This is a genomic window from Amycolatopsis sp. La24, assembly GCF_029087445.1.
GTDB classification, from domain to species: Bacteria; Actinomycetota; Actinomycetes; order Mycobacteriales; family Pseudonocardiaceae; genus Amycolatopsis; species Amycolatopsis nivea.
The window spans coordinates 39482-61486 of record NZ_JARACH010000046.1; the positions used below are offsets into that span (position 1 = coordinate 39482).

30 protein-coding genes are annotated in these 22005 nt (G+C 71.1%); 13 read left to right on the forward strand and 17 right to left on the reverse strand.

What is annotated here, in order from left to right:
• Positions 1-2: 2 nt before the first annotated feature.
• Both PUT80_RS32670 and PUT80_RS32675 read left to right on the forward strand, forming a co-directional pair.
• Entirely contained in the window at positions 3-236 is a 234-nt protein-coding gene (locus tag PUT80_RS32670; protein ID WP_238606996.1) for a hypothetical protein, read from the forward strand.
• A gap of 516 nt (positions 237-752) precedes the next feature.
• Positions 753-1007 (forward strand): hypothetical protein, encoded by a 255-nt coding sequence (locus PUT80_RS32675; RefSeq protein ID WP_199817666.1) that lies wholly within the window; start codon positions 753-755, stop codon positions 1005-1007.
• A 3-nt stretch (positions 1008-1010) separates the two neighbouring features.
• Here PUT80_RS32675 and PUT80_RS32680 read toward each other — a convergent pair whose 3' ends face one another.
• Complete coding sequence (locus PUT80_RS32680; protein ID WP_037813245.1) at positions 1011-1469, reverse strand: cupin domain-containing protein; 459 nt, start codon at positions 1467-1469, stop codon at positions 1011-1013.
• A gap of 65 nt (positions 1470-1534) precedes the next feature.
• On the opposite strand from PUT80_RS32680, the gene PUT80_RS32685 reads away from it, so the two are divergent.
• Positions 1535-2089: a TetR/AcrR family transcriptional regulator gene (locus PUT80_RS32685; protein WP_275294472.1), complete on the forward strand. Its 555-nt coding sequence runs from the start codon at positions 1535-1537 to the stop codon at positions 2087-2089.
• On the opposite strand, the gene PUT80_RS32690 is transcribed toward PUT80_RS32685, so the two are convergent.
• The 3 genes from PUT80_RS32690 to PUT80_RS32700 form a co-directional block, all read right to left on the reverse strand.
• Positions 2086-2445, reverse strand: coding sequence for a hypothetical protein (locus PUT80_RS32690; RefSeq protein WP_275294473.1), 360 nt, complete (start codon positions 2443-2445; stop codon positions 2086-2088). The two genes, PUT80_RS32685 and PUT80_RS32690, sit on opposite strands and share 4 nt — an antisense overlap.
• A 61-nt stretch (positions 2446-2506) precedes the next feature.
• Positions 2507-3709 carry an FAD-dependent oxidoreductase gene (locus PUT80_RS32695; protein ID WP_275294474.1) on the reverse strand — a complete coding sequence of 401 codons (1203 nt, stop codon included), beginning with the start codon at positions 3707-3709 and terminating at the stop codon, positions 2507-2509.
• A 143-nt stretch (positions 3710-3852) separates the two neighbouring features.
• Positions 3853-4332 carry a hypothetical protein gene (locus PUT80_RS32700; protein ID WP_275294475.1) on the reverse strand — a complete coding sequence of 160 codons (480 nt, stop codon included), beginning with the start codon at positions 4330-4332 and terminating at the stop codon, positions 3853-3855.
• 162 nt (positions 4333-4494) lie between these two features.
• On the opposite strand from PUT80_RS32700, the gene PUT80_RS32705 reads away from it, so the two are divergent.
• Positions 4495-4980 carry a DoxX family protein gene (locus tag PUT80_RS32705; protein ID WP_275294476.1) on the forward strand — a complete coding sequence of 162 codons (486 nt, stop codon included), beginning with the start codon at positions 4495-4497 and terminating at the stop codon, positions 4978-4980.
• A gap of 17 nt (positions 4981-4997) precedes the next feature.
• Here the strand turns inward: PUT80_RS32705 and PUT80_RS32710 are convergent, their stop codons facing one another.
• Positions 4998-6134: an 8-amino-7-oxononanoate synthase gene (locus tag PUT80_RS32710; protein WP_275294493.1), complete on the reverse strand. Its 1137-nt coding sequence runs from the start codon at positions 6132-6134 to the stop codon at positions 4998-5000.
• Between the two features lie 5 nt (positions 6135-6139).
• Positions 6140-7177, reverse strand: a complete 1038-nt coding sequence (gene bioB, locus PUT80_RS32715; protein ID WP_235146718.1) for a biotin synthase BioB — start codon at positions 7175-7177, stop codon at positions 6140-6142.
• Positions 7178-7246: 69 nt separating this feature from the next.
• Between bioB and PUT80_RS32720 the strand changes: the two genes are divergently transcribed.
• Complete coding sequence (locus PUT80_RS32720; RefSeq protein WP_078870473.1) at positions 7247-7786, forward strand: TetR family transcriptional regulator; 540 nt, start codon at positions 7247-7249, stop codon at positions 7784-7786.
• Positions 7787-7889: 103 nt separating this feature from the next.
• Positions 7890-8825, forward strand: coding sequence for a bile acid:sodium symporter (locus PUT80_RS32725; RefSeq protein ID WP_275294494.1), 936 nt, complete (start codon positions 7890-7892; stop codon positions 8823-8825).
• Here the strand turns inward: PUT80_RS32725 and PUT80_RS32730 are convergent.
• From PUT80_RS32730 to PUT80_RS32755, 6 genes are all read right to left on the reverse strand, one after another.
• Complete coding sequence (locus tag PUT80_RS32730; RefSeq protein WP_275294477.1) at positions 8802-10205, reverse strand: methionine--tRNA ligase; 1404 nt, start codon at positions 10203-10205, stop codon at positions 8802-8804. The genes PUT80_RS32725 and PUT80_RS32730 overlap by 24 nt on opposite strands.
• Before the next feature lie 162 nt (positions 10206-10367).
• Entirely contained in the window at positions 10368-10832 is a 465-nt protein-coding gene (locus PUT80_RS32735; RefSeq protein WP_275294478.1) for a DinB family protein, read from the reverse strand.
• Positions 10833-10842: 10 nt separating this feature from the next.
• Positions 10843-11439, reverse strand: coding sequence for a class I SAM-dependent methyltransferase (locus tag PUT80_RS32740; protein WP_275294479.1), 597 nt, complete (start codon positions 11437-11439; stop codon positions 10843-10845).
• Between the two features lie 144 nt (positions 11440-11583).
• Positions 11584-11967 (reverse strand): DUF2267 domain-containing protein, encoded by a 384-nt coding sequence (locus PUT80_RS32745; protein ID WP_037813225.1) that lies wholly within the window; start codon positions 11965-11967, stop codon positions 11584-11586.
• Positions 11968-12071: 104 nt separating this feature from the next.
• On the reverse strand, positions 12072-12377 hold the full coding sequence (locus PUT80_RS32750; RefSeq protein WP_275294480.1) for an SRPBCC family protein: 306 nt from the start codon (positions 12375-12377) through the stop codon (positions 12072-12074).
• 78 nt (positions 12378-12455) lie between these two features.
• Positions 12456-12881, reverse strand: coding sequence for a DUF6292 family protein (locus PUT80_RS32755; protein ID WP_275294495.1), 426 nt, complete (start codon positions 12879-12881; stop codon positions 12456-12458).
• A gap of 305 nt (positions 12882-13186) precedes the next feature.
• On the opposite strand from PUT80_RS32755, the gene PUT80_RS32760 reads away from it, so the two are divergent.
• The gene (locus tag PUT80_RS32760) at positions 13187-13798 is read left to right on the forward strand and encodes an HSP18 transcriptional regulator (protein WP_275294481.1); all 612 of its coding nucleotides are present in this window, start codon (positions 13187-13189) and stop codon (positions 13796-13798) included.
• A gap of 617 nt (positions 13799-14415) precedes the next feature.
• Positions 14416-14787, forward strand: a complete 372-nt coding sequence (locus tag PUT80_RS32765; RefSeq protein WP_051728972.1) for an STAS domain-containing protein — start codon at positions 14416-14418, stop codon at positions 14785-14787.
• Here the strand turns inward: PUT80_RS32765 and PUT80_RS32770 are convergent, their stop codons facing one another.
• Positions 14788-16008: a GAF domain-containing SpoIIE family protein phosphatase gene (locus tag PUT80_RS32770; RefSeq protein ID WP_275294482.1), complete on the reverse strand. Its 1221-nt coding sequence runs from the start codon at positions 16006-16008 to the stop codon at positions 14788-14790. It lies immediately after the preceding gene.
• A 221-nt stretch (positions 16009-16229) separates the two neighbouring features.
• On the opposite strand from PUT80_RS32770, the gene PUT80_RS32775 reads away from it, so the two are divergent.
• Positions 16230-16697: an ATP-binding protein gene (locus PUT80_RS32775; RefSeq protein ID WP_275294483.1), complete on the forward strand. Its 468-nt coding sequence runs from the start codon at positions 16230-16232 to the stop codon at positions 16695-16697.
• A 3-nt stretch (positions 16698-16700) separates the two neighbouring features.
• Here PUT80_RS32775 and PUT80_RS32780 read toward each other — a convergent pair whose 3' ends face one another.
• The gene (locus PUT80_RS32780; protein ID WP_268744698.1) at positions 16701-16829 is read right to left on the reverse strand and encodes a hypothetical protein; all 129 of its coding nucleotides are present in this window, start codon (positions 16827-16829) and stop codon (positions 16701-16703) included.
• 108 nt (positions 16830-16937) lie between these two features.
• Between PUT80_RS32780 and PUT80_RS32785 the strand changes: the two genes are divergently transcribed.
• From PUT80_RS32785 to PUT80_RS32795, 3 genes are all read left to right on the forward strand, one after another.
• Positions 16938-17165 carry a DUF2188 domain-containing protein gene (locus tag PUT80_RS32785; RefSeq protein ID WP_275294484.1) on the forward strand — a complete coding sequence of 76 codons (228 nt, stop codon included), beginning with the start codon at positions 16938-16940 and terminating at the stop codon, positions 17163-17165.
• Positions 17166-17256: 91 nt separating this feature from the next.
• Positions 17257-17940: a methyltransferase gene (locus tag PUT80_RS32790; RefSeq protein ID WP_238606986.1), complete on the forward strand. Its 684-nt coding sequence runs from the start codon at positions 17257-17259 to the stop codon at positions 17938-17940.
• Positions 17927-18124: a CDGSH iron-sulfur domain-containing protein gene (locus PUT80_RS32795; protein ID WP_037813204.1), complete on the forward strand. Its 198-nt coding sequence runs from the start codon at positions 17927-17929 to the stop codon at positions 18122-18124. Before PUT80_RS32790 ends, PUT80_RS32795 begins: the two co-directional genes overlap by 14 nt.
• Positions 18125-18168: 44 nt before the next feature.
• Here PUT80_RS32795 and PUT80_RS32800 read toward each other — a convergent pair whose 3' ends face one another.
• The 3 genes from PUT80_RS32800 to PUT80_RS32810 all read right to left on the reverse strand — a co-directional run bounded on the left by PUT80_RS32800 (position 18169) and on the right by PUT80_RS32810 (position 21012).
• Positions 18169-19149, reverse strand: a complete 981-nt coding sequence (locus tag PUT80_RS32800) for an iron-containing redox enzyme family protein (RefSeq protein ID WP_037813202.1) — start codon at positions 19147-19149, stop codon at positions 18169-18171.
• Positions 19146-20264, reverse strand: coding sequence for a glutamate--cysteine ligase (locus tag PUT80_RS32805; RefSeq protein ID WP_275294485.1), 1119 nt, complete (start codon positions 20262-20264; stop codon positions 19146-19148). The genes PUT80_RS32800 and PUT80_RS32805 overlap by 4 nt, the downstream gene beginning before the upstream one ends.
• A 73-nt stretch (positions 20265-20337) precedes the next feature.
• Positions 20338-21012: a nitroreductase gene (locus tag PUT80_RS32810; protein WP_275294486.1), complete on the reverse strand. Its 675-nt coding sequence runs from the start codon at positions 21010-21012 to the stop codon at positions 20338-20340.
• 92 nt (positions 21013-21104) lie between these two features.
• Here PUT80_RS32810 and PUT80_RS32815 point away from each other — a divergent pair, with 92 nt between their 5' ends.
• Positions 21105-21677, forward strand: coding sequence for a TetR family transcriptional regulator (locus PUT80_RS32815; protein WP_275294487.1), 573 nt, complete (start codon positions 21105-21107; stop codon positions 21675-21677).
• Positions 21678-22005: the final 328 nt, after the last annotated feature.

The following is a 22005-nucleotide window of genomic DNA, read 5'->3' on the forward strand; positions in this document are numbered from 1 at the left end:
TCATGAACACTGCACAGAAGTTCCGGATCGCGGCGGAGGCCGCGCTCGCGGTGCTCAGCGCGGTCGCGTTGGTGCTGACGCTCACGGTTCCGGACTGGATCGAACGCACGACCGGTGCGTCTCCGGACGGCGGAGGCGGGGAAACCGAGTGGCTGCTGACGGCGGTCGCCTGCGTGGCGACGGTGCTGTTCGCCGGCTTGGCCACGTGGGAGTGGCGGCGGTTGCGGACGGCGTGACCGGCACGAGCGGGCACCGGACTTCACGGCGGTGCCCGCTCTTTGCCGGGCTTTTCGGCGGAACGCCGGACGGGAATTCCGGGCCGCCCTAGGCTGATCCGGTGACTGCCTTCGAACCGTCGCCCGAGGTCCGCCGACCCGACCTTCCGATGTATCTGGTGGAAAACCCATACCTTCGGGCGCGCCCCGGTTCGCGGAACACCTTCGGCGGCAGGCCGATCCTGCCCGAGGGCGAGGACTGGCCGGAGTGCTATTGCGGCGAGCGGATGGCGTTGTTCTTCCAGCTGGACGTCCCGCCGGACATCCCGCGGTTCGGCGGCGACCACCTGCTCGTGTTCCAGTGCCCGGTGCACAACGACGCGGCCTGCCTGCCCGGAGATCCGGAGCAGCTTCCGGAGTGCTACTGGGAAAATCCGCACGTGCTGGATCACCCCGGCGCGTTCTCCGGAGTACGAGATGGAAACCGTGTGGAGGCCTGTCCCGCGCGAAGGGTTCACCGAACGGAGCACCGGCCGGATGGAGTTCAAAGTCGGCGGGCTGCCGTGCTGGCTTCAGGGTCCGCAACGGCACGTCTGCGCGTGCGGTGCCGAGATGGCGTTCTTGTGCGAGATTCCGGAGTGCACCGAATTCGCGAGGCGGCCCGGCCGAGCGGACCAGCGCCACGATTCCTATGGAGATTCCTATGTGCTGTTTCTCGGCAACGCGGTGTACCTGCTCGCGTGCCCGGAACACTGTCATCTCGCAGCGGTCTGGCCGGTGCCGCAGAACTGACCCTCATTCCTCGTAGGTGATCGAATACCGCGCCGCCACCGGATTGATCTTCACCGGGTCCACCGCGCCGTCCGTCAGCACTGCCGGACCGGCCTCGAACAGGTCCTCGAGGTAGTGCTCCCACCCGCCCGGCGAGGAGATCTGCAGCAGCCGCGGCGCGGGATCCGAAACCGCCCGCAGCGCATGCGGAACCCCGTGCGGCAGCAGCACGAACATCCCCTTCGCCGCGACGTGAGTCTCGTCGGCGAAGTCGATGCCCAGTTCCCCTTCGAGCACGTAAATGCATTCGTCGGCCTCGTGGTGGACGTGCCGCGGGATGTCGCGCGCCAGCGTCACCTCCAGCAGCGAGAACCGGGTCTCGGTGTCGCCGGTCATCGCCTTCACCGCGAATGCGGGCGGCAGCGGCACCCGGCCCGGGCGTGCCTCGCCGGGCTGCAGGAGCAGGAAGCGGTCTTTCGTCATGGGGTATCCTCGCAGACGAATCGGAAGCGGAGTCCGTTTCCAGATTAACCGGAGGAGGGCGTCGGTTGTCAACGGAGCGCAAGCCGAGGGCGGACGCGGAACGCAACCGGGCACGGGTCCTGGAGGCGGCCCGTGTGCTGCTCGCCGAGCAGGACGACGTCCAGTTGCCGGAGATCGCGCGGGTGGCCGGGGTGGGTGTCGGGACGGTGTACCGGAATTTCCCGGACCGGCGGGCGCTCGTGGAAGCGTTGGCGGAGCAGCGGTTCGCCGAGATCGCGGAGTACGCGCGGAAGCGGTGCGTCGACGGGAAATCCGGCGTCAAGCGCTATCTGCGGCACGTCGGCGAGGTGCTGTCCGGGGACCGGGCGCTGTCGTCTGCCATCGAGACTGCGCGCGGTTCGGCGGGGAGCGAACCGCGTGGCGACGCCTTGGCCGAGCTGGAAATCGTGGTGGCGCAGGCGATCGTGGCGGACCAGGCGGCGGGGGTGCTCCGCGCGGATTGCACGGTGGGGGACGTGTATCTGCTCGTCGGCTGTCTGTCGTCGGTGGTCCGCACGGGGAGCGGGGACTGGCGGCGGTTCCTGGAGCTGGCGTTGGAGGGGTTGCTGCCCCGGGGCTAGTCGGCCAAGCGCAGCAGATGAGATCTCAGTTCGCCGCTGTCGTGCATCGCGATCAGCACGGCGGTCATCTTGCGCACGCCGGGTTCGCGGACGATCAGCCCGTCTGGAACGGCGAAGTAGCTGCCGCCCGCGCACTCGCCGGTGCTTTCCCAGCGGCGCATGATCCGGTCCACCTCGTCGAGGGTGAACATCGTCGCGCTCCACCGGGAACCGTCGGGGTAGCGGACCTCGACGTCGACGTTGTCCACCTCGTCGGGGTTCTCGCCGCCGCCGACGAGGAAATGCGCGTCGAACGCCGAGGTGTGCACGACGTAGTACGCGGAGTCCCATCCGGCGGAGAGGATTTCGGTTGCCACGGCGGGAAAGCCTAGCGGGCCGCTCCGGAAACCAGTCCGGAACGGCCTGTCAGCAGCGAACTCAGGCGAGGTCCTCCAGCGGGACCTCGGGGTCGGCCAGCCGGTCCGGGTCCACTGCCTTGCCAGAGCGGATGAGCGCCTTGATCGGGTCCGTGACGTCCCAGACGTTGACGTTCATCCCGGCCAGGACGCGGTTGTCCTTGAGCCAGAAGGCGATGAACTCGCGCCCGGGCACGTCGCCGCGGAACACGACGCGGTCGTGGCCCTCGATCGTGCCCAGGTACTCCATGCCGAGGTCGTACTGGTCGGTGAAGAAGTACGGCAGCTCGTCGTACGACTCCTCCTTGCCGAGCATCCCGGCCGCGGCCACGGCGGGCTGGTTGAGCGCGTTCGCCCAGTGCTCGACGCGCAGGTGCTTGCCCAGGAACGGGTGGTAGGCGTTCGCGACGTCGCCCGCGGCGAAGATGTCCGGGTCGCTCGTGCGCAGGCTCGCGTCGGTGACCACGCCGTTGTCGACGTCGAGGCCGGCCGCCTCGGCCAGTTCGACGTTCGGCTTCGCGCCGATCCCGGCCAGTACGGCGTCCGCGTCGAGGACGCTGCCGTCGCCGAGGCGGATCCGCTTGCCCTGGCCGCCGTTGGTGATGTGCTCGACCTGGACGCCGAGCCGCAGGTCGACGCCGTGCGCGCGGTGCAGGTCGGCGAACACCGGGGCGACGTCGCGGCCGAGCGCGGTGATCAGCGGCAGTTCGAGTGCCTCGACCACGGTGACCTCCACCCCGGCCTGGCGCGCGGCGGCGGTCGCTTCGAGGCCGATCCAGCCGCCGCCGACGACCACCAGCTTCGAGGCGGCGCCGAACAGCTCCTTGAGCCGGTCGGCGTCCTCGATCCGGCGCAGGTAGTGGATCCCCGCGGTGTCCGGCAGCTCGCGCGGGCTCGCGCCGGTGGCCAGCAGGAGCTTGTCGTAGCCGAGGCTGGTGCCGTCGTCGAGCGCGACCTGCTTCCGGTCCCGGTCGATCGCCGTCGCCTTGACGCCCTGGCGCAGGTCGACCTTCTTCTCGGCGTACCACGCCGCGTCGTGCACCTGGAAGCTCTCGGCCTCCGCGTTGCCCGCGAGGTAGTCCTTCGACAGCGGCGGACGCTCGTAGGGCAGGTGCCGCTCGTCGCCGACGATGGTGATCTTCCCGTCGAATCCCTTGTCGCGCAACGCTTCCGCGGCCTTCGCTCCGGCCAGCCCGGCTCCGATGATGACGAACGACGAGGTCACTGACGAACTCCTTCGATGCGGGGACGACGGGAGTACTTATATCACTAGCGAAGTTTGGTCTTATTCGGCTGCTCGGTCAAGTTCCCCTGATCAGAGGTACCCAATTGAGACAGCACCTACCCGGAAGGGTGTTACTTCGCCGCTCAGTAGCTGCCGCCGCCGTACCCGCCCGCCGGGGCGGAGCTGGTCGTGGTGATCGCGGTGCCGTCCGAGGTGACCATCCACCAGAGCCCGCCGTTGAGGTTCAGGCCCTGGCCGTTGGTCTGCCCGGCGGACTTGTCGCCGATGTACCGGTACAGCGGATGGCCGGCGAGCGTTTCCTGCTTGGACCCGTCCGGCCGGGTGATGGCGCCGACGCTGCCCTGGGCCGGCCCGGTGAGCGGGGTGCCCGCGGCGACCGGGGGCCAGTAGCTCGCGCAGCTCGCGGCGCAGGCGGACTGGCCGTTGTGGTCCGCGGCGAACAGGTAGATCGTGTCGCCTTTGCTGTCGGTCAAATGCGTCGGCGCGGCGGGTGGTGCGGCTGTGGACCCGCCGCTGTTGCCGCCGCCGCATGCCGCGGCGAACAGGCCTGCCGCGGCCAGCGCGGTCAGCAGTCCGAAAGTTCTTGGGGTTGTGCCAGTCATCCCAGCCTCCAGCGGTGCGTGGGTGTCGCCCTTTCTCCGACACGCGGCTGGCTCCAGAACGGTTCAGCCGGATTTATCTAAACGGCACAGCGTCTGGACGGGAGGGGTCTCGATGCGTACGGTATGGCAAGCCTAACCTTAGTGACTCTCCGAGGAGGACCCATGCCAGAGCGTGCGCTCGACCGGGCCGTCCCGTTCGTGCTCGGCCTGTTCCGGATCGTCGTCGGGCTGCTGTTCGCGGCCCACGGCGCGGCGGCGCTGTTCGGCGTCTTCGGCGGCGGCCCGAAAGGCGGAACCGTCGCGGCAGGCGTGTGGCCGTCCTGGTACGCGGCGGTGATCCAGCTCGGCTGCGGCCTCCTGGTCGCGTTCGGCCTCGGCACCCGGATCGCGGCACTGCTCGCGTCCGGCTCGATGGCGTACGCCTACTTCGTCGTCCACCAGCCGGACGGCTTGCTGCCGCTGCAGAACCACGGGGAACCCGCGGCGATGTTCTGCTGGGCGTTCCTGTTGCTGGCCTTCACCGGGCCGGGGGCGCTGGCGGTGGACGCGGTGTTCCGGAAGCGGTCGGACGATGCGCGGGGTGTGGTGAGTGGGGAATCGCGGGGTGCGCTGAGTGCGGTGCAGGTCAGTCCTGGCGGGGGCGAGTAGCCGGATTCGGGCGGCGATCAGACGATGCTCGCCGCACGCGACCACTGGGCAGCCAGTCGCGCAGCGTCCTCGGCGCGGTCCAGGTCAACCCCGGCACGGGCGACCAGCCGGAGTCGGGAGATGCCGTCCGGGACGCTTGGCGGGCGGAAGCAGCCGACGACGATGTCCCGTTCATACAGCTGATTCGCGGCAGCCACAGCCTGCTCCGGAGAGTCCGCGGGAATCGACTGCACCGCACCCGGCGCGCGCGAAACCCCTGCGGCGGCGGCGATCGCTGCCGCGGCGCGGTGCAGATCCTCGACCCGCGAAGGCTCCGCCGCGATGATCCGGCACGCTTCCGCCGCGCTCGCTGCCGCGGCGGGGGCGAGGCCGGTGTCGAAGATGAACGTCCGCGCTGTGTTGACCAGATGTTCGCGCAGCAGCGGTGATCCCAAAACCGCACCGCCCTGTGCGCCCAGAGCTTTCGACAGCGTGGCGGTGACCGCGACGTGCGGCGCGCCTGCGAGACCGGCCGCGTACACCGCACCCCGGCCGTTGCCTGCGACGCCGATGCCGTGTGCTTCGTCGACCACCAGGAAAGCGTCGTATTCAGCGCACAATGCCGCCGCGCGCACGAGGTCCGTGGCATCGCCGAGCACCGAATAGATCGACTCGACCACCACGATCGCCCGTTCCTGCGACCGGTCCCGCAGCAAACGCTCGAGGGCGTCCAGGTCGTTGTGCGGGCAGATCGCGACGGGGGAGCGGGACAGCCGCGCGCCGTCGATCAGCGAGGCGTGGATGTGCGCGTCGGTGATCAGCAGTGTGTCCGGCGAGCCGAGGGCGGTGATCACGCCGATGTTTGCCGTGTAACCACTGGAAAAACCGAGCGCGGCCGGTTGCCCCGTGAGGCTGGCCAGTTCCCGTTCCAGTTCCGTGTGACACGGTGTGGTGCCGGTGACGACTCGGGACGCGCCGGCGCCGACGCCGTACTTCTCGACGGCTTGGACGGCGGCCGAGCGCAATCGCGGATCGGTGCTGAGGCTCAGGTAATCGTTCGACGCGAGGTCCAATGTGGACTTTCGCGGGTGCCGCCGATCGTCGGTCCGCCGGACGAGACCGGCGACGTGCCGGTCCCGTTCGGCGGCGGTGAGCCAGTCGTGCATCGACACCATGGCGGTCACGCGTTGGGTGCGGCGGCGGTGCCCGCTCCGCGTTCGCGGAGCGCCGGGGTCGCGTGCGCGGCCTGCTGCTGCTCGCCCGCGCCGAGGACCTCGAAGCCGGCGTCGGCGATCATTTCCAGGTCGGCCTTCGCGGCCTGGCCTTCGCTGGTGAGGTAGTCGCCGAGGAACAGCGAGTTGACCACGTGCAGTGCGAGCGGCTGCAGCGACCGCAGGTGCATCTCGCGGCCGCCGGCCATCCGGACTTCCGTTGCCGGGCAAGCGAACCGGGCCAGCGCGAGGATGCGCAGCGCGCGCAGCGGGCTCAGTTCCCATGTCCCGGCGAGCGGTGTGCCCTCGAACGGCATCAGGAAGTTGACCGGGATCGAATCGCTGCCGATGTCGCGCAGCGCGAAGATCGCGTCGATCAGTTCGTCGTCGGTCTCGCCCATGCCGACGATCAGGCCGGAACACGCGGAAAGCCCCGCGGACTTGGCCTTTTCGACGGTGTCGACGCGGTCGTCGTACCCGTGCGTCGTGCAGATCTCGGAGTACCGCGACTCGCTCGTGTTCAGGTTGTGGTTGTACGCGTCGACCCCGGCGTCGCGCAGCTTCTCGGCCTGCCCCTCCTTGAGCAGCCCGAGGCAGGCGCACACTTCCACGTCGGAATGTGCGGACTTCACCGCCTCGACCGCCTGGGCGACCCGATCGACGTCGCGGTCGCTCGGCCCGCGCCCGCTCGCCACCAGGCAGACCCGCGACGCGCCGCCCTGGATGCCCGCGCCGGCCTGGCGCGCCGTTTCCTCGGCGGACAGCCACGAGTACTTGAGGATCTGCGCGGACGACCCGAGCCGCTGCGAGCAGTACCCGCAGTCCTCGGGGCACAGGCCCGATTTCAGGTTGACGAGGTAGTTGACCTTGACCCGGTTGCCGAAGTGCGCGCGCCGCAGCCGCCCGGCCGCCGCGACCAGGCCGAGCACGTCCTCGTCCGGCGCTTCCAGCACCGCGCGGGCGTCAGTTCGGTCGAGTACGCCGCCGGCCAGCTGCCGGTCGGCCAGGTCGTCGAAGGTTTTGAACACCTATCAAATCCTAGGCGGCCGATCGGCCGGAAGCAAGCGGCGGGCAGAATGAGAGGGGTGAAGGTGACGCGAGACCAGATCGTCGACCGGGCGTACGAGCTGCTGAGGGAAGCGGGGCTGAGCAGCTTGTCGATGCGCCGGGTGGCCCTCGACCTGGGGGTCCAGCCGGGCGCGCTGTACTACCACGTCGCCAACAAACAGGAGCTGCTCGCCGTCGTCGCCGCGCGGATCCTGAAGGGGCTGCCCGGGGTGGCGAAGGACCCGCGCGAGGCGGCCGGGGACTTCCGCTCGGCGCTGCTGCAGGTCCGCGACGGGGCCGAGGTGGTGTCGTTCGTGCAGGCGTACCGGCCGGATCTGCTGGTGCCCACGCACGCGTTGCGCCGCCTGTTCACCGGGAAGTACGACGAGCGGCGCGCGGAGTGGGCGGCGCGCACCGTTGTCCACTATGTACTCGGGTTCGTCGCGGAGGAACAGAACCACGCCGAGCTGGTGCGCGCCGGGATCGTCGAGGAGGATCCGTCGCACAGCGGGGATTCGGACGAGGCGTTCGGGTTCGGCATCGACGCTATCCTCAGTGGACTGTCGTGAGTGTCTGTCGTGAGTGTCTGTCGCGATGGGACCGGGATGGACACGCACGAGGCCGGACCGAGGAGCGCACCCGTTGTCGCAGTCGTCAGGCCTGGTGTCGCGGATGGAACGGCACCAGGTCGTCATCTACCTCGGCGCGCTCGCCGCCGGCGCACTTGCCGGCTGGCTGGCCCCGTCCGCCGGGCCGGGCCTGGAACCGGCGATCAACCCGGTGCTGGCGGCGCTGCTGTATGTCACATTTCTTCAGGTGCCCGCCGCCGAATTGGGCCGTTCCCTGCGTGACGGCCGGTTCCTCGGCGCCGCCCTGGCGGTGAACTTCGTGGTGGTGCCGCTGGTCGTCGCGGCGATGTCCGCCTTCTTCCCGGCTGGACAAGCGCTTCGGCTGGGCATGCTGCTCGTGCTGCTGGCCCCGTGCGTGGACTATGTGATCGTTTTCAGCGGTCTTGCCGGAGGCAGCAGCCGCCGCTTGCTCGCGGCGACGCCGTTGCTGCTGCTGGCGCAGATGATCCTGCTGCCCGGATTCCTGTTCCTCTTCCTCGGCGCGGACCTGGCGCAAGTCGTGCGGGCCGGACCGTTTCTCGAAGCGTTTCTCGTGCTGATCGCGATCCCGTTGGCGCTGGCCTGGCTTACCCAGGCCTGGGCGGCCCGGGCCGCGACCGGCCGCCGGTTCGCCGACGCGGCCGGGTCCGCCATGGTGCCGTTGATGGCCGCGACGCTGGCGACGGTGGTCGCGTCGCAAACCCCGAAGCTCCACGGCGGACTCGGCCCGGTCGCGTCGGTGGTGCCGTTCTACGTGGTCTTCCTGGCGGTGATGGCGTTCGCCGGACTGGGCGTCGCGCGGCTGTTCCGGTTGGACGTTCCTGGCGGGCGCGCGATCGTTTTCACCGGGGCCACGCGGAATTCGCTGGTGGTGCTTCCGCTGGCACTGGCGTTGCCGGACGAGTTCGCGGTCGCGGCGGTCGTGGTGGTGACGCAGACGCTGGTGGAGGTGGTCGGCATGGTCTGTTACGTCCGCCTAGTGCCCCGTTTGCTGCCGTAACCGGGGGTAGAGGCGCGCCGGTTCGCCGCGGTCCAGTTGGGCGCGCAGGCGGGCGGCCCCGTCCGGGAGGAACGGGCTGAGTTCCGTTGCCAGTTCCCGGCAAGTGCTTACGACGGTCCCCAATGCCTCTTTCAGTTCGGTGCCGTGCAACGTCCAGGGCCGGGTCTGTTCGACGTACCGGTTCGCGTCGGTGATTACCTCGACCAAAGCCCCAGTGGCTGCGCGGAAGTCGAAGGCGGCAAGTGCCGAGTCGATCCGGTCGGCGAGCGTGTGCACGGTCCTTAGCGGACTCGACGGGGCGATCCGGTCGGTGCGGCGGGCCAGACTGAGCACGCGATGCACGAGATTGCCGAGACCGTTCGCGAGTTCGTCGTCGGCGCGCGCGATCAGCCGTGCTTCGGTGAAGTCGGTGTCGCCGAGCGGGGCGACCTCGCGCAGCAGCCACCAGCGGACGGCGTCCGCGCCGTACTGGCCGATCAGGTCCGTCGGGCGGACGGTGTTGCCCGCGCTCTTGGAGATCTTCGCGCCGTCGAGGGTCAGGTAGTCGTGCACGAAGATGGTGTCCGGCAGTCGTTCGCCCGCGGAGAGCAGCAGCGCGGGCCAGTACACGGCGTGGAACCGCAGGATGCCTTTGCCGATCACGTGCACGCGTTCGGCCGCTTCGGCCCAGCGCGCCGGGTCGGCGGTGAGATAGTTGGCGAGCGCGTCCCACCAGACGTAAATCACCTGGTCCGGGTCGCCGGGCACCGGGATGCCCCAGCCGTCCGAGCGCGCGGCGGGCCGGGACACGCTGAGGTCGGACAACCCGGAGCGCACGAATCCCAGCACCTCGCGGAGCCGGGCGGCGGGCTCGATCCGGAGGCGGCCGGACTCCAGCAGGTCCCGGATTTCTCCGGAATAGCGGGAAAGCCGGAAGAACCAGTTCTGTTCGGTGACGACTTCCGGCGGGGTTTCGTGTTCCAGGCAGCGTTCGCCGTCCGCGTAGAACTGTTCGCAGCCCACGCAGTAGCGGCCGGTGTAGTCGCGGCGGTAGAAGTCGCCGCGTTGGGCGCTGGCTTGCCACAGGCGCCGGACGCCGTCGAGGTGGCGGAGATCGGTGCTGGTGCGGAGGAAATCGTCGACGGCGAGCCCGAGCGGTTCCTGTAGCGCGGCGAATCGCGCGGCGCCTTGGTTCACGAACTCCTGCACCGGCACGCCTGCCGCCTTTGCCGCGGTGACGTTCTTGAGGGCGTTGTCATCGGTGCCGGTGAGCAGGTGGACTTTGGCGCCGCGCAACCGTCGGTGCCGGGCAAGGACGTCGGCTTGCACGAGTTCGAGCGCGTGCCCCAAATGCGGTTCCGCGTTGACATAAGGGATCGCGGTGGTGATCAAGTCGGTCATGGACAACCCTCTCCGCCCTCGGACGACGGCGGAGAGACCCCGGCGACGGCCGGGGCTGGTCGTGTCAGCGCACGAGAACGGGCCCCAGGTCGGGGCTCGCCATGCGTGCGGTGGTCATGCCTTCCATGATGGCCGGGCGCGCCGGGGCGGGGCCACTGGTTTTCAGCGTCCGGTCGTGCCGTCGATCAGCTCGCGCAGGATGTCGGCGTGCCCGGCGTGCCGTCCGGTTTCCTCGATCATGTGCGTCAGCGCCCAGCGGACGCTCGGACCGTCGCGACCTGGCAGCGCGGCGGCGAGATCCGGGCAGCTGTCGAGAACTTCGTTGGCGAGCTTGACCGCTTCGCGATAGCGGGCGACGACGTCGGCGACGTTGTCCTTGGTGCGAAAGGTCGATGGCCAGCTCTTGACGGTTTCGCCGAGAAACAGCGACCGCTCCACGAAGGTCAGATGGTTGAGCAGGCCGGCCAGATTCGTCCCGGACGGCACCATGGCGGTGTGGGCTTCGGGTTCCGGCGCGCCGTCGACCTTGGCGGCGACTGAGGTGCGGAGATAGTCGAGAAATCCGCGCAGGACTTCGGTTTCGCTGCTTCCGGTGCGGGGCGGCGGGGTGTCGCGACGGCGGGCCACAGTGGTCTCCTCAGGGGTTCAGGCGGATCAGCAGGACGTGGTCGACGACCTCGGCGGTCTGGCCGTTCGGTCCGGTCGCGAGGCGGGTGGGGGAGTCGGCGCGCTCGACGGCCCACCGCGCCGGGTCGAGGGCGAGGTCTTCGGCGATCTCGGCCGGGCTGGGGAAATGCGCGTCCGGGTCCTGGTTCCACGACCACGGCGCGATCGAGCCGTGGTCCACGACCAGCAACCGGCCGCCCGGCCGCAGTGCGTGCGCGGCGGTGCGCAGGACCGCCGACCGGTCCAGTTCGAAGGGGGTCTGCAGATAGTGCGCCGTCACGAGGTCGAATTCGCCTGCCGGGAAGCTGACCCGCAGGTCGTGCCGCACCGCGGTGATCCTCGGGCCGGAGAGGCGGTTGACGGCGACGGCGGAGATGTCGGTGGCGGTCACGGTCCAGCCGCGGCCGGCGAGCCAGCGGGCGTCGCCGCCGTTGCCGCAGCCCAGGTCGAGCGCGGCGCCAGGGGGAAGGCCGGAGACGGTTTCCACGAGCCGGGCGTTCGGCTTCGGGGCCGCGGGCGGCCGGGCGGCGTGCACTTCGTCCCAGAACAGGGTCGCGTCGGTGGTCATCGGTCGGCTCCTCGGGTCGGGTGCGTCCAGCGTCGCCGCAGCCGGGCCCGGAGTGCACGCGATCTTGCCGGAACGGCAACTCCCCGAGGGGGAGGCAGGTGCGATGCGGACCGGACCGCGGCCAGACTCGAGCCTGAGCAGGGTTTATCCGCTGTGGCACCGGGGCGGGGTTTCCCGCGACCACGTGCTCGGCTGCCGCGTCCCGCCCAGCAGGACCAGCACGTCCGGGCTCACGCCCGCGCGCACCCGGGACGCGAGCTCCGGCGACGTCTGCCCCAGTGCGGAGTAGACCGCGCGCACCAGGAACCTCGCCGCGAGCGGGGAACGCCTGGTGCGCAACGAGATCTCCATCAGGAGGGCCTCGCGGTCGCACGTGCGGCCGCGGCTCGCCGCGACGACGCCCAGCCGGGTTTGCTCGGCCAGCGGAAGGCAGCGCAGCAGGCTGTCGACGACGCAGTCGACCGCGAACCGGTTCCGTTCCGTGCGGGGCAGGCGAGGCCCGGGCAGAATTTCCTTCCGCACCACCATGGACCATCAACTCCTGGCCGCAGAGTAGCCGATCCGAAGCGCGCGGTGCCGTTCCTGTTCCGTGCGACGGAAAACGATCCGGGCCGAGTCCCTTGTGGACGGTTTCAGCCGGGCGAGCCGGACAAAACGGCGAGGCGGTCGAGGGACTCGCGGATGCGCGCCGGGACGTCGTCGCGGCCGGGTCCGGCCGGGACCAACAGGTGCAGCGTCGCGTGGCTCGTGCCCGCCGCGCCGGACGCGATCTGGAGCCAGCCGCCGTCCCATTCGAGCCGCAGCCGGTCACGGCGCCCGGCCAGGGGCGCGGCGACCGGCTCCGGCAGCCATTCGTCCTGGTGCGCGGCATCGGACGCGACGGCGTACACCCGTTCCGCGGGCGCGGGCATCCTTCGCTGCGCTTCGAACTCGCTCATGATCTTGGCTACCCGTCGCGAGGCGGCGTGAAACGGGGGAGTCCACAGTGGACGCTCATGGACGGTGCGCCGCCCGGTTCAGCCCGCATCGCGCAGGATGGCGTCGAGCTCGGCAGGCGTGCCCAGCGTCCGGATTTCGGGCGGCGCGAGGCAGCCGATCCGGTGGTCGTCGTCGCGGACCGCGGCCGCGAACTCGGCGACGCGGGACGCGGGCGGCGCGACCGTGGACCCGCCCAGGTAGCGGATGACGATGAGGTCCTCGCCGGAATGCGTTTCCACGGCGGCGGCCCAGCCGTGGATCTCGTCCCACAGCAGGGCGACGTCGCGGCCGGGGTAGGCGGGCAGGTGGCCGTCGAGCGCGACGTAGGCCGACACCGGGGTGTCGTGGTCGACGGTGCAGGACTCGAGGCCGATGCCCAGTGCGGCGGTGACGTCGGCGAGGTAGTTCCACAAGCGCACCGAAGCGGGGTGCGACGGGCCGGTCTGGGCGGTGTGCAGCGGCAGGGACACGGGGACAACGCCTTTCTCGCGCGAAGGACTGGCACGGACCAGGGGTGGCCTGCTCCGCGCCACGGGCCGCATCCGGCGGCGCGGCGGGGTTTTCCGGCTAGCGGCCGGAACGCGCCCTTGCGGGCGGTCCGGACCTGATTCCCGGTGAAGGGGCACGGGAAACCTGCGGAACGCGGGGAATCGGCCCGCGTGCTCGGCAGGACATCGGACTCACCTCCGCCGCTCGACAGGGGACGCTCTTTTCTTCTAGCATGTCATCGAAACGATGACAACTGCCAAGTCGTCGAGAGGATGACGCGATGGCGGAGGTGGACCCCGGCCTGCTGATCCAGGGCGTCCGCGACGCGGTGCTGGCCGCCCGGGACGGCGGAGCGGCGGCCGACCGGTCGATGGCCGCGCTTTCCGCGCTGCGGGCGCTGCGCGACCAGCTCGGAGAATGGGAACCGGAACTGATCGCGGCCGCGCGCGCGGCGGGCGCGAGCTGGGCGGCGCTGGCCCCGGCGCTGGGCGTGGCGAGCAGGCAGGCGGCCGAACGCCGGTACCTGCGGCTGCGGCCGTCGGCGACCGGAGAGGCTACCGGCGAAGCCCGTGTCGACGCGGAACGCGGCCGCCGCGCGGGAGACCGGGCAGTCGCGGACTGGGCCCGGCGCAACGCCGCGGTGCTGCGCCGGCTGGCCGCGGAGGCGAGCGCCGCGCCCGGCCTGGACCCCGCCGGACAGGAAAGCGCCGACCGGCTCAGCGTCGCGCTGGGCGACGACGACGTCACTAATCTGCTGCCGCCGCTGGCCGACGTGCGCGCGCATCTCGAACCGCGGCACGCGGCGCTGGCGGATCGCGTCGGGGAGATCGGCGAACACGCGAACCGGCTGCGCGAGAACGCGGCCGGGCAGCGGCGCGGTCGTGCGCGATGAGGGGGAGTGGTGTTCGGGTTGCGCTGAGCGCCGGTTCGCGTGGGCGGCGGGTGCTGTCTCCGCGCGGGGGAGCGGGAGCGGTGTCCGGGTTGCGACGTTGCGCATCCGGCCCCGTGAACGTCGGCGGCCGATGGTGTCTCGGTGCGCGGTGAACGAGTGGGGAGTCCAGGCTGCGGGGTTGCGGATCAGGTCGCATGGGCAGCGGCCGATGGTGGCTCGGCGTGCGTTGAGCGGGCGTGGTGTTCGACGCGTTCGGTGGCGGGCCGGTCCGCGCGGGCGGCGGCCAACAGCACATCCATGCGCATTCAGCCGCGAAAGGTCTCCCGCTGGAGGATCGGCGCGAACCGCCCGGACCGTGGCCTGCCGCGTCCCCGGGGCGGGCAAGCCAGCACCCGAACAGCCCCGTCCGCGAAGGGCGAAAACCGCGCGCAATGAGCCGAACGTCTCTTCCCGGGGGCCCCGCGCTGCCGACGTTCCCGGGATCCGAGATCATTTCCCGCGGCGGCATTCGTGCGAGCCGCCGTCCGTAAGGCATGCTATTCGCGGTTGAGCAGCCAGCCGCGTACTTTTCCTGCCCGGACGCAGGCGTTCCGGGCTTCCTGAGGAGGGAAAGAGCGATGAGTGAGCTGACCGACCCGGTGATCGACCCGCCGGGTTCGCTGTCGATCGAACGGGCCGACCGCTCGCCCGCGGCGGTGCTGGCCCTGAACGGGGACCTGGACCTCGGGACCGCCCCGAAATTGACGGCCGCGGTCGCCGAGACCCTCACCGGGAAGCCCCCGGTGCTGGTACTGGACCTGACAGGGGTCGATTTCCTCGCCTCGGCGGGACTGACCGTCCTGCTGGCCGCGTGCCGGGAGGCGCCGGAGGGGACGCAGGTGCGGATCGTGGCGTCCGGCCGTGCGACGTTGCGGCCGATCCAGCTCACCGGGCTGGAGCAGAGTCTCCCGCTGTACCGCACGCTCGACGAGGCGCTGGCCGCGGAGTGATCAGTGCGCCCCCGCAGTGCGCTGGAGCACCACAAGTGCGACGTCGTCCTGCGGGGGCCGCGATCCCACCATCGCGGCCATGATCCGGGCGCAGGCCAGTTCCGGGTCCTCCGGCCGGACCAGCTCGGCGAGCTGGTCCATGCCGGTGTCGACGAGCCGGTCGCGGCGCTCCACGAGACCGTCGGTGTAGAACGCGGCGACGGCTCCCGGCACCAGCTCCACCGTGGTGGTGCGCCGTTCGACGGTGGCCCCGACGGTCAGGCCGACCGGCGGGTCCGGCGGGGCGGGCACGAGCCGCGCCGGTTCGCCCGGCGCCGCGACGACCGGCGGCAGGTGCCCGGCGAGCGACAGCGCCATGCTGCCGTGGCCGGGCCGGAGGATGCCGTACGCGACCGTCGCCATCACTCCGTGTTCGAAGTGGTTCGCTTTGCGGTCGAGCTTGGCGAGGACGGTCGCGGGATCGTCGCAGTCGAGCGCGTAGGCCCGCAGCGCGCTGCGGAGCCGCCCCATGATGACCGCGGCTTCGAGGCCGTGCCCGGACACGTCGCCCATCACGATGCCGGTCTGGCCCCCGGGAAGCCGGAACACGTCGTACCAGTCGCCGCCGAGCCCGGCCTCCGCGCCCGGCACGTAGCGCGCGGCCAGGCGCAGGCCGTCGATGACGGGCAGCACGCCCGGCAGGAGGCTGCGCTGCAGCGCGATGGTCGCGGCCTGGTTCTGGTGCATGATCTCCGCCTGCAGCACGGCGGCCAGCCGGTCGGCCAGCAGCCGCAGGGTTTCGATGTCGGTGGTGGTGAACCGGCGGTCCCGCACGGCTCCGATGTGCAGCACGCCGACCAGTTCGGTGCCGGCCAGCATCGGGACGCCGAGCATGGTGTGCAGGCCGCGTTCGGACAGCAGCGCATTCAGCACCGTGGTCTTGTCGACCTGGTCGATGACGACCGGCTCCCGGCGCGCGGCGACGGCGCCGGCGAACCCCGCGCCGACCGGCACCTGGACTCCCTGGTAGATCTCCTCCTCGAGTCCGGCGGCCGCGACGGCGACCAGGCGCTGCCACCGGGCATCGTGCCGCAGCACGGTGGCGGTGTCGACGTCGAGGACGGCGCAAGCCCGGGTGAGGATCTTGGTGAGCTCCTCGCCGAGCGCGGCGTTGCTCGCCCCGGGGCCGAGGATTTCGGCGAGGCGAGCCCGCGATTCGGGCTCCGGCGCGTGAGACGGCATGCAGCGACAGTAGCCGAACCGGCCCCGGGGTCCAGAGATGCGCGCCAGCAGGTGTGAAGTCGGCCCCGTCCGGGTACGCCCGTTTGGGCACCGGCGGAGTGGAGCGCGAGAAAGGGACTTCCCCACGTGATGTCAAGCGGCTGCGGCGAGGGGCGGCGAAACGCTGCGGCGTTTTCCGGCGCGAGCCCGTACTCCGTCGCGCAGTCGGCGGGAGAGTGGTTGTGTTGTTCTGGCCGGACGAGGGACCGGCGGTGACCGGCCCGGACTCCGGGGAGGGCGACGCACCCTGGGCGCTGGACCTGCGGGGCACCGGGGTCGCGACGCTGCCGAGCCTGCGCGCCTGGGCGGGCAAGTCGCTGGGGCATCTGTCCCCGGACCATCTCGCGGACGTCCTGATGGTGGTCGAGGAACTCGCGTCGAACGCCTACGAGCACACGTCGGGCCCGTCGTACGCGCGGCTGACCGTCCTGTCGCGGCCCTGCGTCGTGGTGATCGAAGTGGACGACCCCGAGCCCGGCCGCCCGGAGGTCCGCCCGCCGGACTTCGACCGGGCGCGCGGCCGGGGGATGCTGCTCGTCGACCGGCTCGCCGACGACTGGGGAGTGCACGAGCATTCCGGCGGCAAGACGGTCTGGGCCCGGCTCGGCTGCGGGGTGCCGGCGCGGGAAGCCTGCGAATCGTCCCGCTGAGGTTCACCGGCCCTGCTGCGGGTCGGAGTCGTCGTGCTCGTCGCCGGACGTGCCCTGTTCGCCGCGGATGGTCTCGCGTTCTTCTTCCGGGGTGTCGCCGTAGACGTCGTCGGATTCGCGCGGTTCGGTCATGGTTTCGCTCCTTCCGTTCCCGGTTCGGGTACCCGGTGGCGGCCCCGGCAACCCGGTTGCCCGCGGGGGCATCGGGTATCCGGCGGGCGAGGCGGAAGGAGGCGCGGGATGGCCGAAGGGGACATTCACACCAGTCGCGAGGGCGGGCTGTGGAAGAACCGGATCGAGGGGATCCGGCGGGTGGCGAACACCGCGGCGCGCCGCGCGGACGCGGTGTCGGTGGGCCGGGAAATGGCGCGGGCGCGCGGGGTCGGCCATTACGTCCACGGCGAGCCCAAGGCCAACGGCGACGGGGAGATCGTCGAGCAGCGCTGCTACCGGCACGCGCCCGGGTGACCGGCCGTTTTCGGGGCGGTGCGGCGGAAATCGCGGTTTGGCCAGACCGGACGGGGGTATCCCGGCGGCCCGACCGAGATGGAGGACCGCCATGACGACGTCTGTGCGCACTGAAACGGAGGCCCGGCCGCTGGGCAGAGTATTCCGGCTGCCGGGGGTCTACCGTCCGCAAGAGGACACCGCCTTGCTTTCGAGCGTGTTGTTGGCGGACACGCGCATCGGGTGCGGAATGCGGTGCGCGGACGTGGGAACCGGCAGCGGTGCGCTGGCCATCGCCTTGGCCCGGACCGGAGCCGCGGTCGTCGCGGCGGACATCTCCATGCGGGCCTTGGCTTCCGCGTGGATGAACACCGTGCTGCGCGCGCTCCCGATCGGACTGCTCCGCGGCGGGCTTGAGGAAACCGTCGAAGCCGGACCGTACGACGTCGTGGTCGCCAATCCTCCGTATGTGCCTTCGCCGACGCCGACCGTCCGCTCGACTCGCGCTTGGGACGCGGGGCCGGATGGTCGCGCGATGCTGGACCCGCTGTGCGCCGCCGCTCCTTCGCTGCTGACCCGTACTGGTGCGCTGTACCTGGTGCAGTCGACGATGTCCGATGTGGACAAAACCCGGTTCGCGCTGGCTGCGGGAGGGTTGCGCAGCGAGGTGCTGGCGCGGGCGGAAGTGCCGTTCGGACCGGTGGTCTCCGGACGCCTTGAGTTCTTGATCGAACGCGGTTTCGTGCGGCCCGGCGACCGCACGGAGGAACTGGTGGTGCTCCGTGCCGCGCGATGAACGCCGGGTCCGGGTGGTGCCGGGCGGGCCGGTCCTGGTGGAGGGACCGGTCGAGGTGTCCACTCCGGACGGGGGCACGGCGCGGTCGGACCGGTTCGTCGTCGCGGTGTGCGCTTGCCGGCGCAGCAAGAGGTTTCCGTGGTGCGACGCGAGTCATCGGAAGCGGGTCCGCGGCACTGGCTGACCCTGCGGCGGCCTGGTCGCGGGTGCGCGACCAGGCCGTTGTCCTCAAGGCAGCGGCTGGCGCAGCGAGGACAGTCCGTCCTGCCAGCAGCCGAGCAGGTGCTGGTCGAGTTGTGCTTCCAGGAACCCGGTGGCCTGGATCCCGAACACGACGTCCGCCGCCAGTTCCGGTTCCGCGGCGAGCAATCCGCCCACGACGTCGTGCCGCATGACCTGTTCGTGCACCGCGTCGGCCTCGATGTGTTCGGTGTAGAAGAACCGGCAGGCTTCGGGCGCGCCGAGGCGGCGCAGGATCCGGTCCATCCGCTGCGCGCCCGGGGCGGTGGTGATCTCCGCGGCGGCGAAGTGCCCGACCAGCGCCCCGCGCGACGCCCGGTGCAGGCCGAACATCGACATCATGTTGACCAGCGCGAGCATCGGCCCCGGAACGTGCTCCAGCAGCGCCAGGTACCCGTCGGGCAGGTCCGCCGCCGCGAGCAGGTCCGCGAACAGCTTCGCGTGCACCCGGTCGGCGCGGCCGCCGCCGAACTCGTCGAACTCCACTGCCACCAGCCCGGCCTTCGCCGGACCGGACAGCCGCGGGATGACCCACGCGTGCGGATCGGCTTCCTTGAGGTGGTAGATCGACCGGTGCGCGAACAGTTCCTTGACATGCCACCATTCGCCCTCGGCCAGCAGGAAACCGACCGCTCCGTCGGCGTCGCGTTCGGTCAGCAGTTCGTCGAGTTCGGCGTCCACGTCGGAGCCGCCGGGAACCGCGTCGCGCAACGCGGAACGGAACGTGTTCTCCAGCTCTGCCCGGATTTTCAGCAGCGCGGTGTCCCACTCGCGGTCCGCGTCGACGCCGGGCAGCCCGCGGTAGTGCAGTTCGTAGCAGAGGTGCAGGGCGAGGTGGAGATCGTCGCCGAACGGGTCGGCGTCGCGGAGGTCGACCGCGGTCTGGACGGCCGGATCCCGCAGGATTTCCAGCAGTGCCGCGGAGACCGGTCCGCGCGCGGTCGGCAGTGCGGTGAGGGAGGTCGTCATTGTCCCCGGGTACCCGTCTGGAGCGAGGTCACGCGTGGGACGGTGCGCGCGGTGAGCATCGCGACGACTCCGTCCGGCCCGGCTTTCCGTTGCGCGGCCGAGCCGGTGCCGTCCCGCAGCACGGCTTGGACGAGCCGGTGGGCGAGGTCGTGGTCTCCGGCCGCTCGGAGGGCGGGTCCGGCATGGCGGAGCAGATCGGCGACGGCTTCGGCGGCGGGCAGCGGTCTCTCGCGGACCGGGTCGACGAGGGCGCCGGTGAGCCCGTGCCGCGTCGCCGCCCACACCGCCGCTGAACCGATCTGCGTGTCGAGCGGGGCTGCTTCGATGCCGCGTTCCAGGTCAGCGAGTGCGGTCGCGACCAGTGCCCGCGAGAGGACTGCCTGAACGAGCGCGCCGTCGACGGTCAGCGGCACGTCGGCGACCCGCAGCTCCACTGTCGGATAGCGCGGCGAAGGCCAGGCGAGCCAGAACGTCTGCTCGCGATCCACCAGCGCCCCGCACTCCACGAGCGAGTCGACGAGCCGCGAATGCTCGGCGTGGGACCTCGCGTGCGGGGAGAGGCCGGAGCCGGGAAAACGGGTCTGCAGCGCCATTCTCCAGCTGTGGAGCCCGGTGTCCCGGCCGCGGTCGAACGGTGAGTTGGCCGACAGCGCGAGCAGCGTCGGCAGCCATCGCGCGAGGTGATTCACGACCGCTACCGCGGTGTCCGCGTCCGGGACTCCGACGTGCACATGGCAGCCGCAGGCTTCGTAATCGGCGGCCAGATCGCCGTAGTGCGCGTCGATCCGCGCGTAGCGGTCCGGCGGCAGTGGCTCGGCGGGGGAGCGGAGGGGGCCGACCGGGCTTCCGGTGGCGAGGATCGCGCAGCCGGCGTCGGTCGCGGCGCGGGACAACGCCAGCCGGCCGCGGCACAGCTGGTCGCGAAGCTGCGCCGCGGTCGTGCAGACGCCGGTGGCGTGTTCCACCTGGGTCGCGCGCAGTTCCCGATGGACGGCCGCCCCGTCCGCGAGCCGCCCGACCTTCCCGAGAACCTCGTCCGCGACGGGCAGCGGACGGCCGTCGTCCGGCGCGGCGAGCAGGAATTCTTCCTCGACGCCGAGTGTCGGTACGTCCATCGGCACCTCCCCGGACCGGAGTACCCGCGCGGCGGCCCGGCAATCTTTTCGGGAGATTCCGGTCGAGACGAGATCAGGCGTGGAAGCGGGTGGTCTCGGCGAGCGGGGCGCGTCCGACGGCGAACCGGTTGACCGGCGCGGCGCGGTCGGCGTACCCGAACGAGATCCCGAACAGCAGCTTCCCGCGGTCGAGGCCGAGCGTTTCCCGGACCGTGTCCGCGTAGAAGCTCAGCAATCCTTGCGGGCAGCTGGAAACTCCGTGTGCCTGCATGGCCAGCAGCAAGGTCTGCCCGTACATCCCGACGTCCGCCGCGAGCCTGGCTTCGGCGGTGTCCGGGGCGAACAGCAGCGCGACGTGCGGGGCGCCGTAGAAGCGCAGGCTTTCGGTGTCGTAGGCGGCGCGCGCGTCGTGGTCGTCGAAACCGATCCGCAGCGCGCCGTACAACGCGCCGCCCGCCGCGGCTCGGCGCTTCTGGTGCACGGCTTCGTAAATGGCTTCGCTGTACGGAAAATCGACCGACCGGCGGCCCTGCTGGTGTGCGGCGACCAGCGCGTCGGCGAGTTCGTCTCGCTTGGCTCCGCTGACGACCTCGACCTGCCACGGCTGCGCGTTGGAATTGGACGGCGCGGAGGCGGCGAGGTCGAAGATCTCGCGCAGGGTGCGGTCCGGAACGGGATCGGGCCGGAACGACCGGGTCGCGCGCCGCCCGCGGATCAGGGTCGCGGCGGCGTCGGCGAGTTCGGGCATCGGGAGTGCCTCCTTAAGTAAACGTTCTCGTGTACCTAAGCACGGTAGCAGGCTGCGACGGCTTAAGTAAACGCTTCTGTACACTTGGCCGCATGGTCGAGGAGAAGGCCCGCCGGGCCGGTCGCGGCGGACGCGAACGCGTGCTGGCGGCCGCCGCGGACCTGTTCGCCCGCCAGGGCATCACCGGCACGACGATGGAGCAGGTCGCCGCCGCGGCCCCGGTGTCGAAGCGGACGCTGTACCTGCATTTCCCGGTCAAGGACGATCTGGTCGTCGCATATCTGCGGGACCTCGTCCGCTCCGGCGACACCCTGCACGACGTGCTGACCCGCGCGGATCTCCCTGCGCGGCAACGGCTTCTGGCGATGTTCGACCTGCCGGACGCCGAACCGGTGCGCGGCTGCCTGTTCGTGGACGCGGCGGCGGAGTACCCGGACCCGGCCAGCGCGGTGCACGCGTACGCGCGGGAGCAGAAACTGCTGATGCTCCGGCTGGTCACCGACCTGGTTTCGGAACTGGGGGCCGCCGATCCCGCCGCGCTCGCCGAGCAACTGGTGACGCTGGCCGACGGAGCCGCGAGCCGAGCGATGGTTCTCGGCGATCCGAGCTACGGCCGTCATGCGCGTGCGGCTGCGGAGGTGTTGCTGGAGCGCGCGGTCGGCTGACCACCGGTGGCGGCCGAGGCGGATCGGTGGGTGCGGCGGACGGGAACTGCTCGGGGGAGCACGTCGTGGCGGCCATGGCTGGCTCGGCCCCGTCTCGGTCGCTCCGACTACTCCGGCCAGCCACGCCGCCACGCCGCCACGCCGCCACGCCGCCACGCCGCGGCGCCGCGGCGATCGGGCGATGCGGCGATCGGGATCGAGGCAGCCGGGGTGGCACGGCGATCGGAATGGCGATCGGGGCGGTGCGGCACTCGGGGCAATGTCGCGAGCGGAAGTGCGGCGTTGCGGGCGGCGCTGCGATCGGGATCGTGGCGAATCAAGGCGGTGC

What these genes read in the sequence shown, in the direction of transcription:
- PUT80_RS32740 (WP_275294479.1), bottom strand. Translation starts at nt 11,439, where the DNA reads ATGACCACCGACGCGACCCTGTTCTGGGACGAAGTGCACGCCGCCCGG.
- PUT80_RS32710 (WP_275294493.1), bottom strand. Translation starts at nt 6,134, where the DNA reads ATGGTGTCGATGCACGACTGGCTCACCGCCGCCGAACGGGACCGGCAC.
- PUT80_RS32780 (WP_268744698.1), bottom strand. Translation starts at nt 16,829, where the DNA reads ATGACCGAACCGCGCGAATCCGACGACGTCTACGGCGACACCCCGGAA.
- PUT80_RS32705 (WP_275294476.1), top strand. Translation starts at nt 4,495, where the DNA reads ATGCCAGAGCGTGCGCTCGACCGGGCCGTCCCGTTCGTGCTCGGCCTG.
- PUT80_RS32760 (WP_275294481.1), top strand. Translation starts at nt 13,187, where the DNA reads ATGGCGGAGGTGGACCCCGGCCTGCTGATCCAGGGCGTCCGCGACGCG.
- PUT80_RS32765 (WP_051728972.1), top strand. Translation starts at nt 14,416, where the DNA reads ATGAGTGAGCTGACCGACCCGGTGATCGACCCGCCGGGTTCGCTGTCG.
- PUT80_RS32770 (WP_275294482.1), bottom strand. Translation starts at nt 16,008, where the DNA reads ATGCCGTCTCACGCGCCGGAGCCCGAATCGCGGGCTCGCCTCGCCGAA.
- PUT80_RS32720 (WP_078870473.1), top strand. Translation starts at nt 7,247, where the DNA reads ATGAGAGGGGTGAAGGTGACGCGAGACCAGATCGTCGACCGGGCGTAC.
- PUT80_RS32815 (WP_275294487.1), top strand. Translation starts at nt 21,105, where the DNA reads ATGGTCGAGGAGAAGGCCCGCCGGGCCGGTCGCGGCGGACGCGAACGC.
- PUT80_RS32680 (WP_037813245.1), bottom strand. Translation starts at nt 1,469, where the DNA reads ATGACGAAAGACCGCTTCCTGCTCCTGCAGCCCGGCGAGGCACGCCCG.
- PUT80_RS32745 (WP_037813225.1), bottom strand. Translation starts at nt 11,967, where the DNA reads ATGGTGGTGCGGAAGGAAATTCTGCCCGGGCCTCGCCTGCCCCGCACG.
- PUT80_RS32700 (WP_275294475.1), bottom strand. Translation starts at nt 4,332, where the DNA reads ATGACTGGCACAACCCCAAGAACTTTCGGACTGCTGACCGCGCTGGCC.
- PUT80_RS32725 (WP_275294494.1), top strand. Translation starts at nt 7,890, where the DNA reads ATGGAACGGCACCAGGTCGTCATCTACCTCGGCGCGCTCGCCGCCGGC.
- PUT80_RS32800 (WP_037813202.1), bottom strand. Translation starts at nt 19,149, where the DNA reads ATGACGACCTCCCTCACCGCACTGCCGACCGCGCGCGGACCGGTCTCC.
- PUT80_RS32790 (WP_238606986.1), top strand. Translation starts at nt 17,257, where the DNA reads ATGACGACGTCTGTGCGCACTGAAACGGAGGCCCGGCCGCTGGGCAGA.
- PUT80_RS32785 (WP_275294484.1), top strand. Translation starts at nt 16,938, where the DNA reads ATGGCCGAAGGGGACATTCACACCAGTCGCGAGGGCGGGCTGTGGAAG.
- PUT80_RS32805 (WP_275294485.1), bottom strand. Translation starts at nt 20,264, where the DNA reads ATGGACGTACCGACACTCGGCGTCGAGGAAGAATTCCTGCTCGCCGCG.
- PUT80_RS32750 (WP_275294480.1), bottom strand. Translation starts at nt 12,377, where the DNA reads ATGAGCGAGTTCGAAGCGCAGCGAAGGATGCCCGCGCCCGCGGAACGG.
- PUT80_RS32670 (WP_238606996.1), top strand. Translation starts at nt 3, where the DNA reads ATGAACACTGCACAGAAGTTCCGGATCGCGGCGGAGGCCGCGCTCGCG.
- PUT80_RS32730 (WP_275294477.1), bottom strand. Translation starts at nt 10,205, where the DNA reads ATGACCGACTTGATCACCACCGCGATCCCTTATGTCAACGCGGAACCG.
- PUT80_RS32675 (WP_199817666.1), top strand. Translation starts at nt 753, where the DNA reads ATGGAGTTCAAAGTCGGCGGGCTGCCGTGCTGGCTTCAGGGTCCGCAA.
- PUT80_RS32810 (WP_275294486.1), bottom strand. Translation starts at nt 21,012, where the DNA reads ATGCCCGAACTCGCCGACGCCGCCGCGACCCTGATCCGCGGGCGGCGC.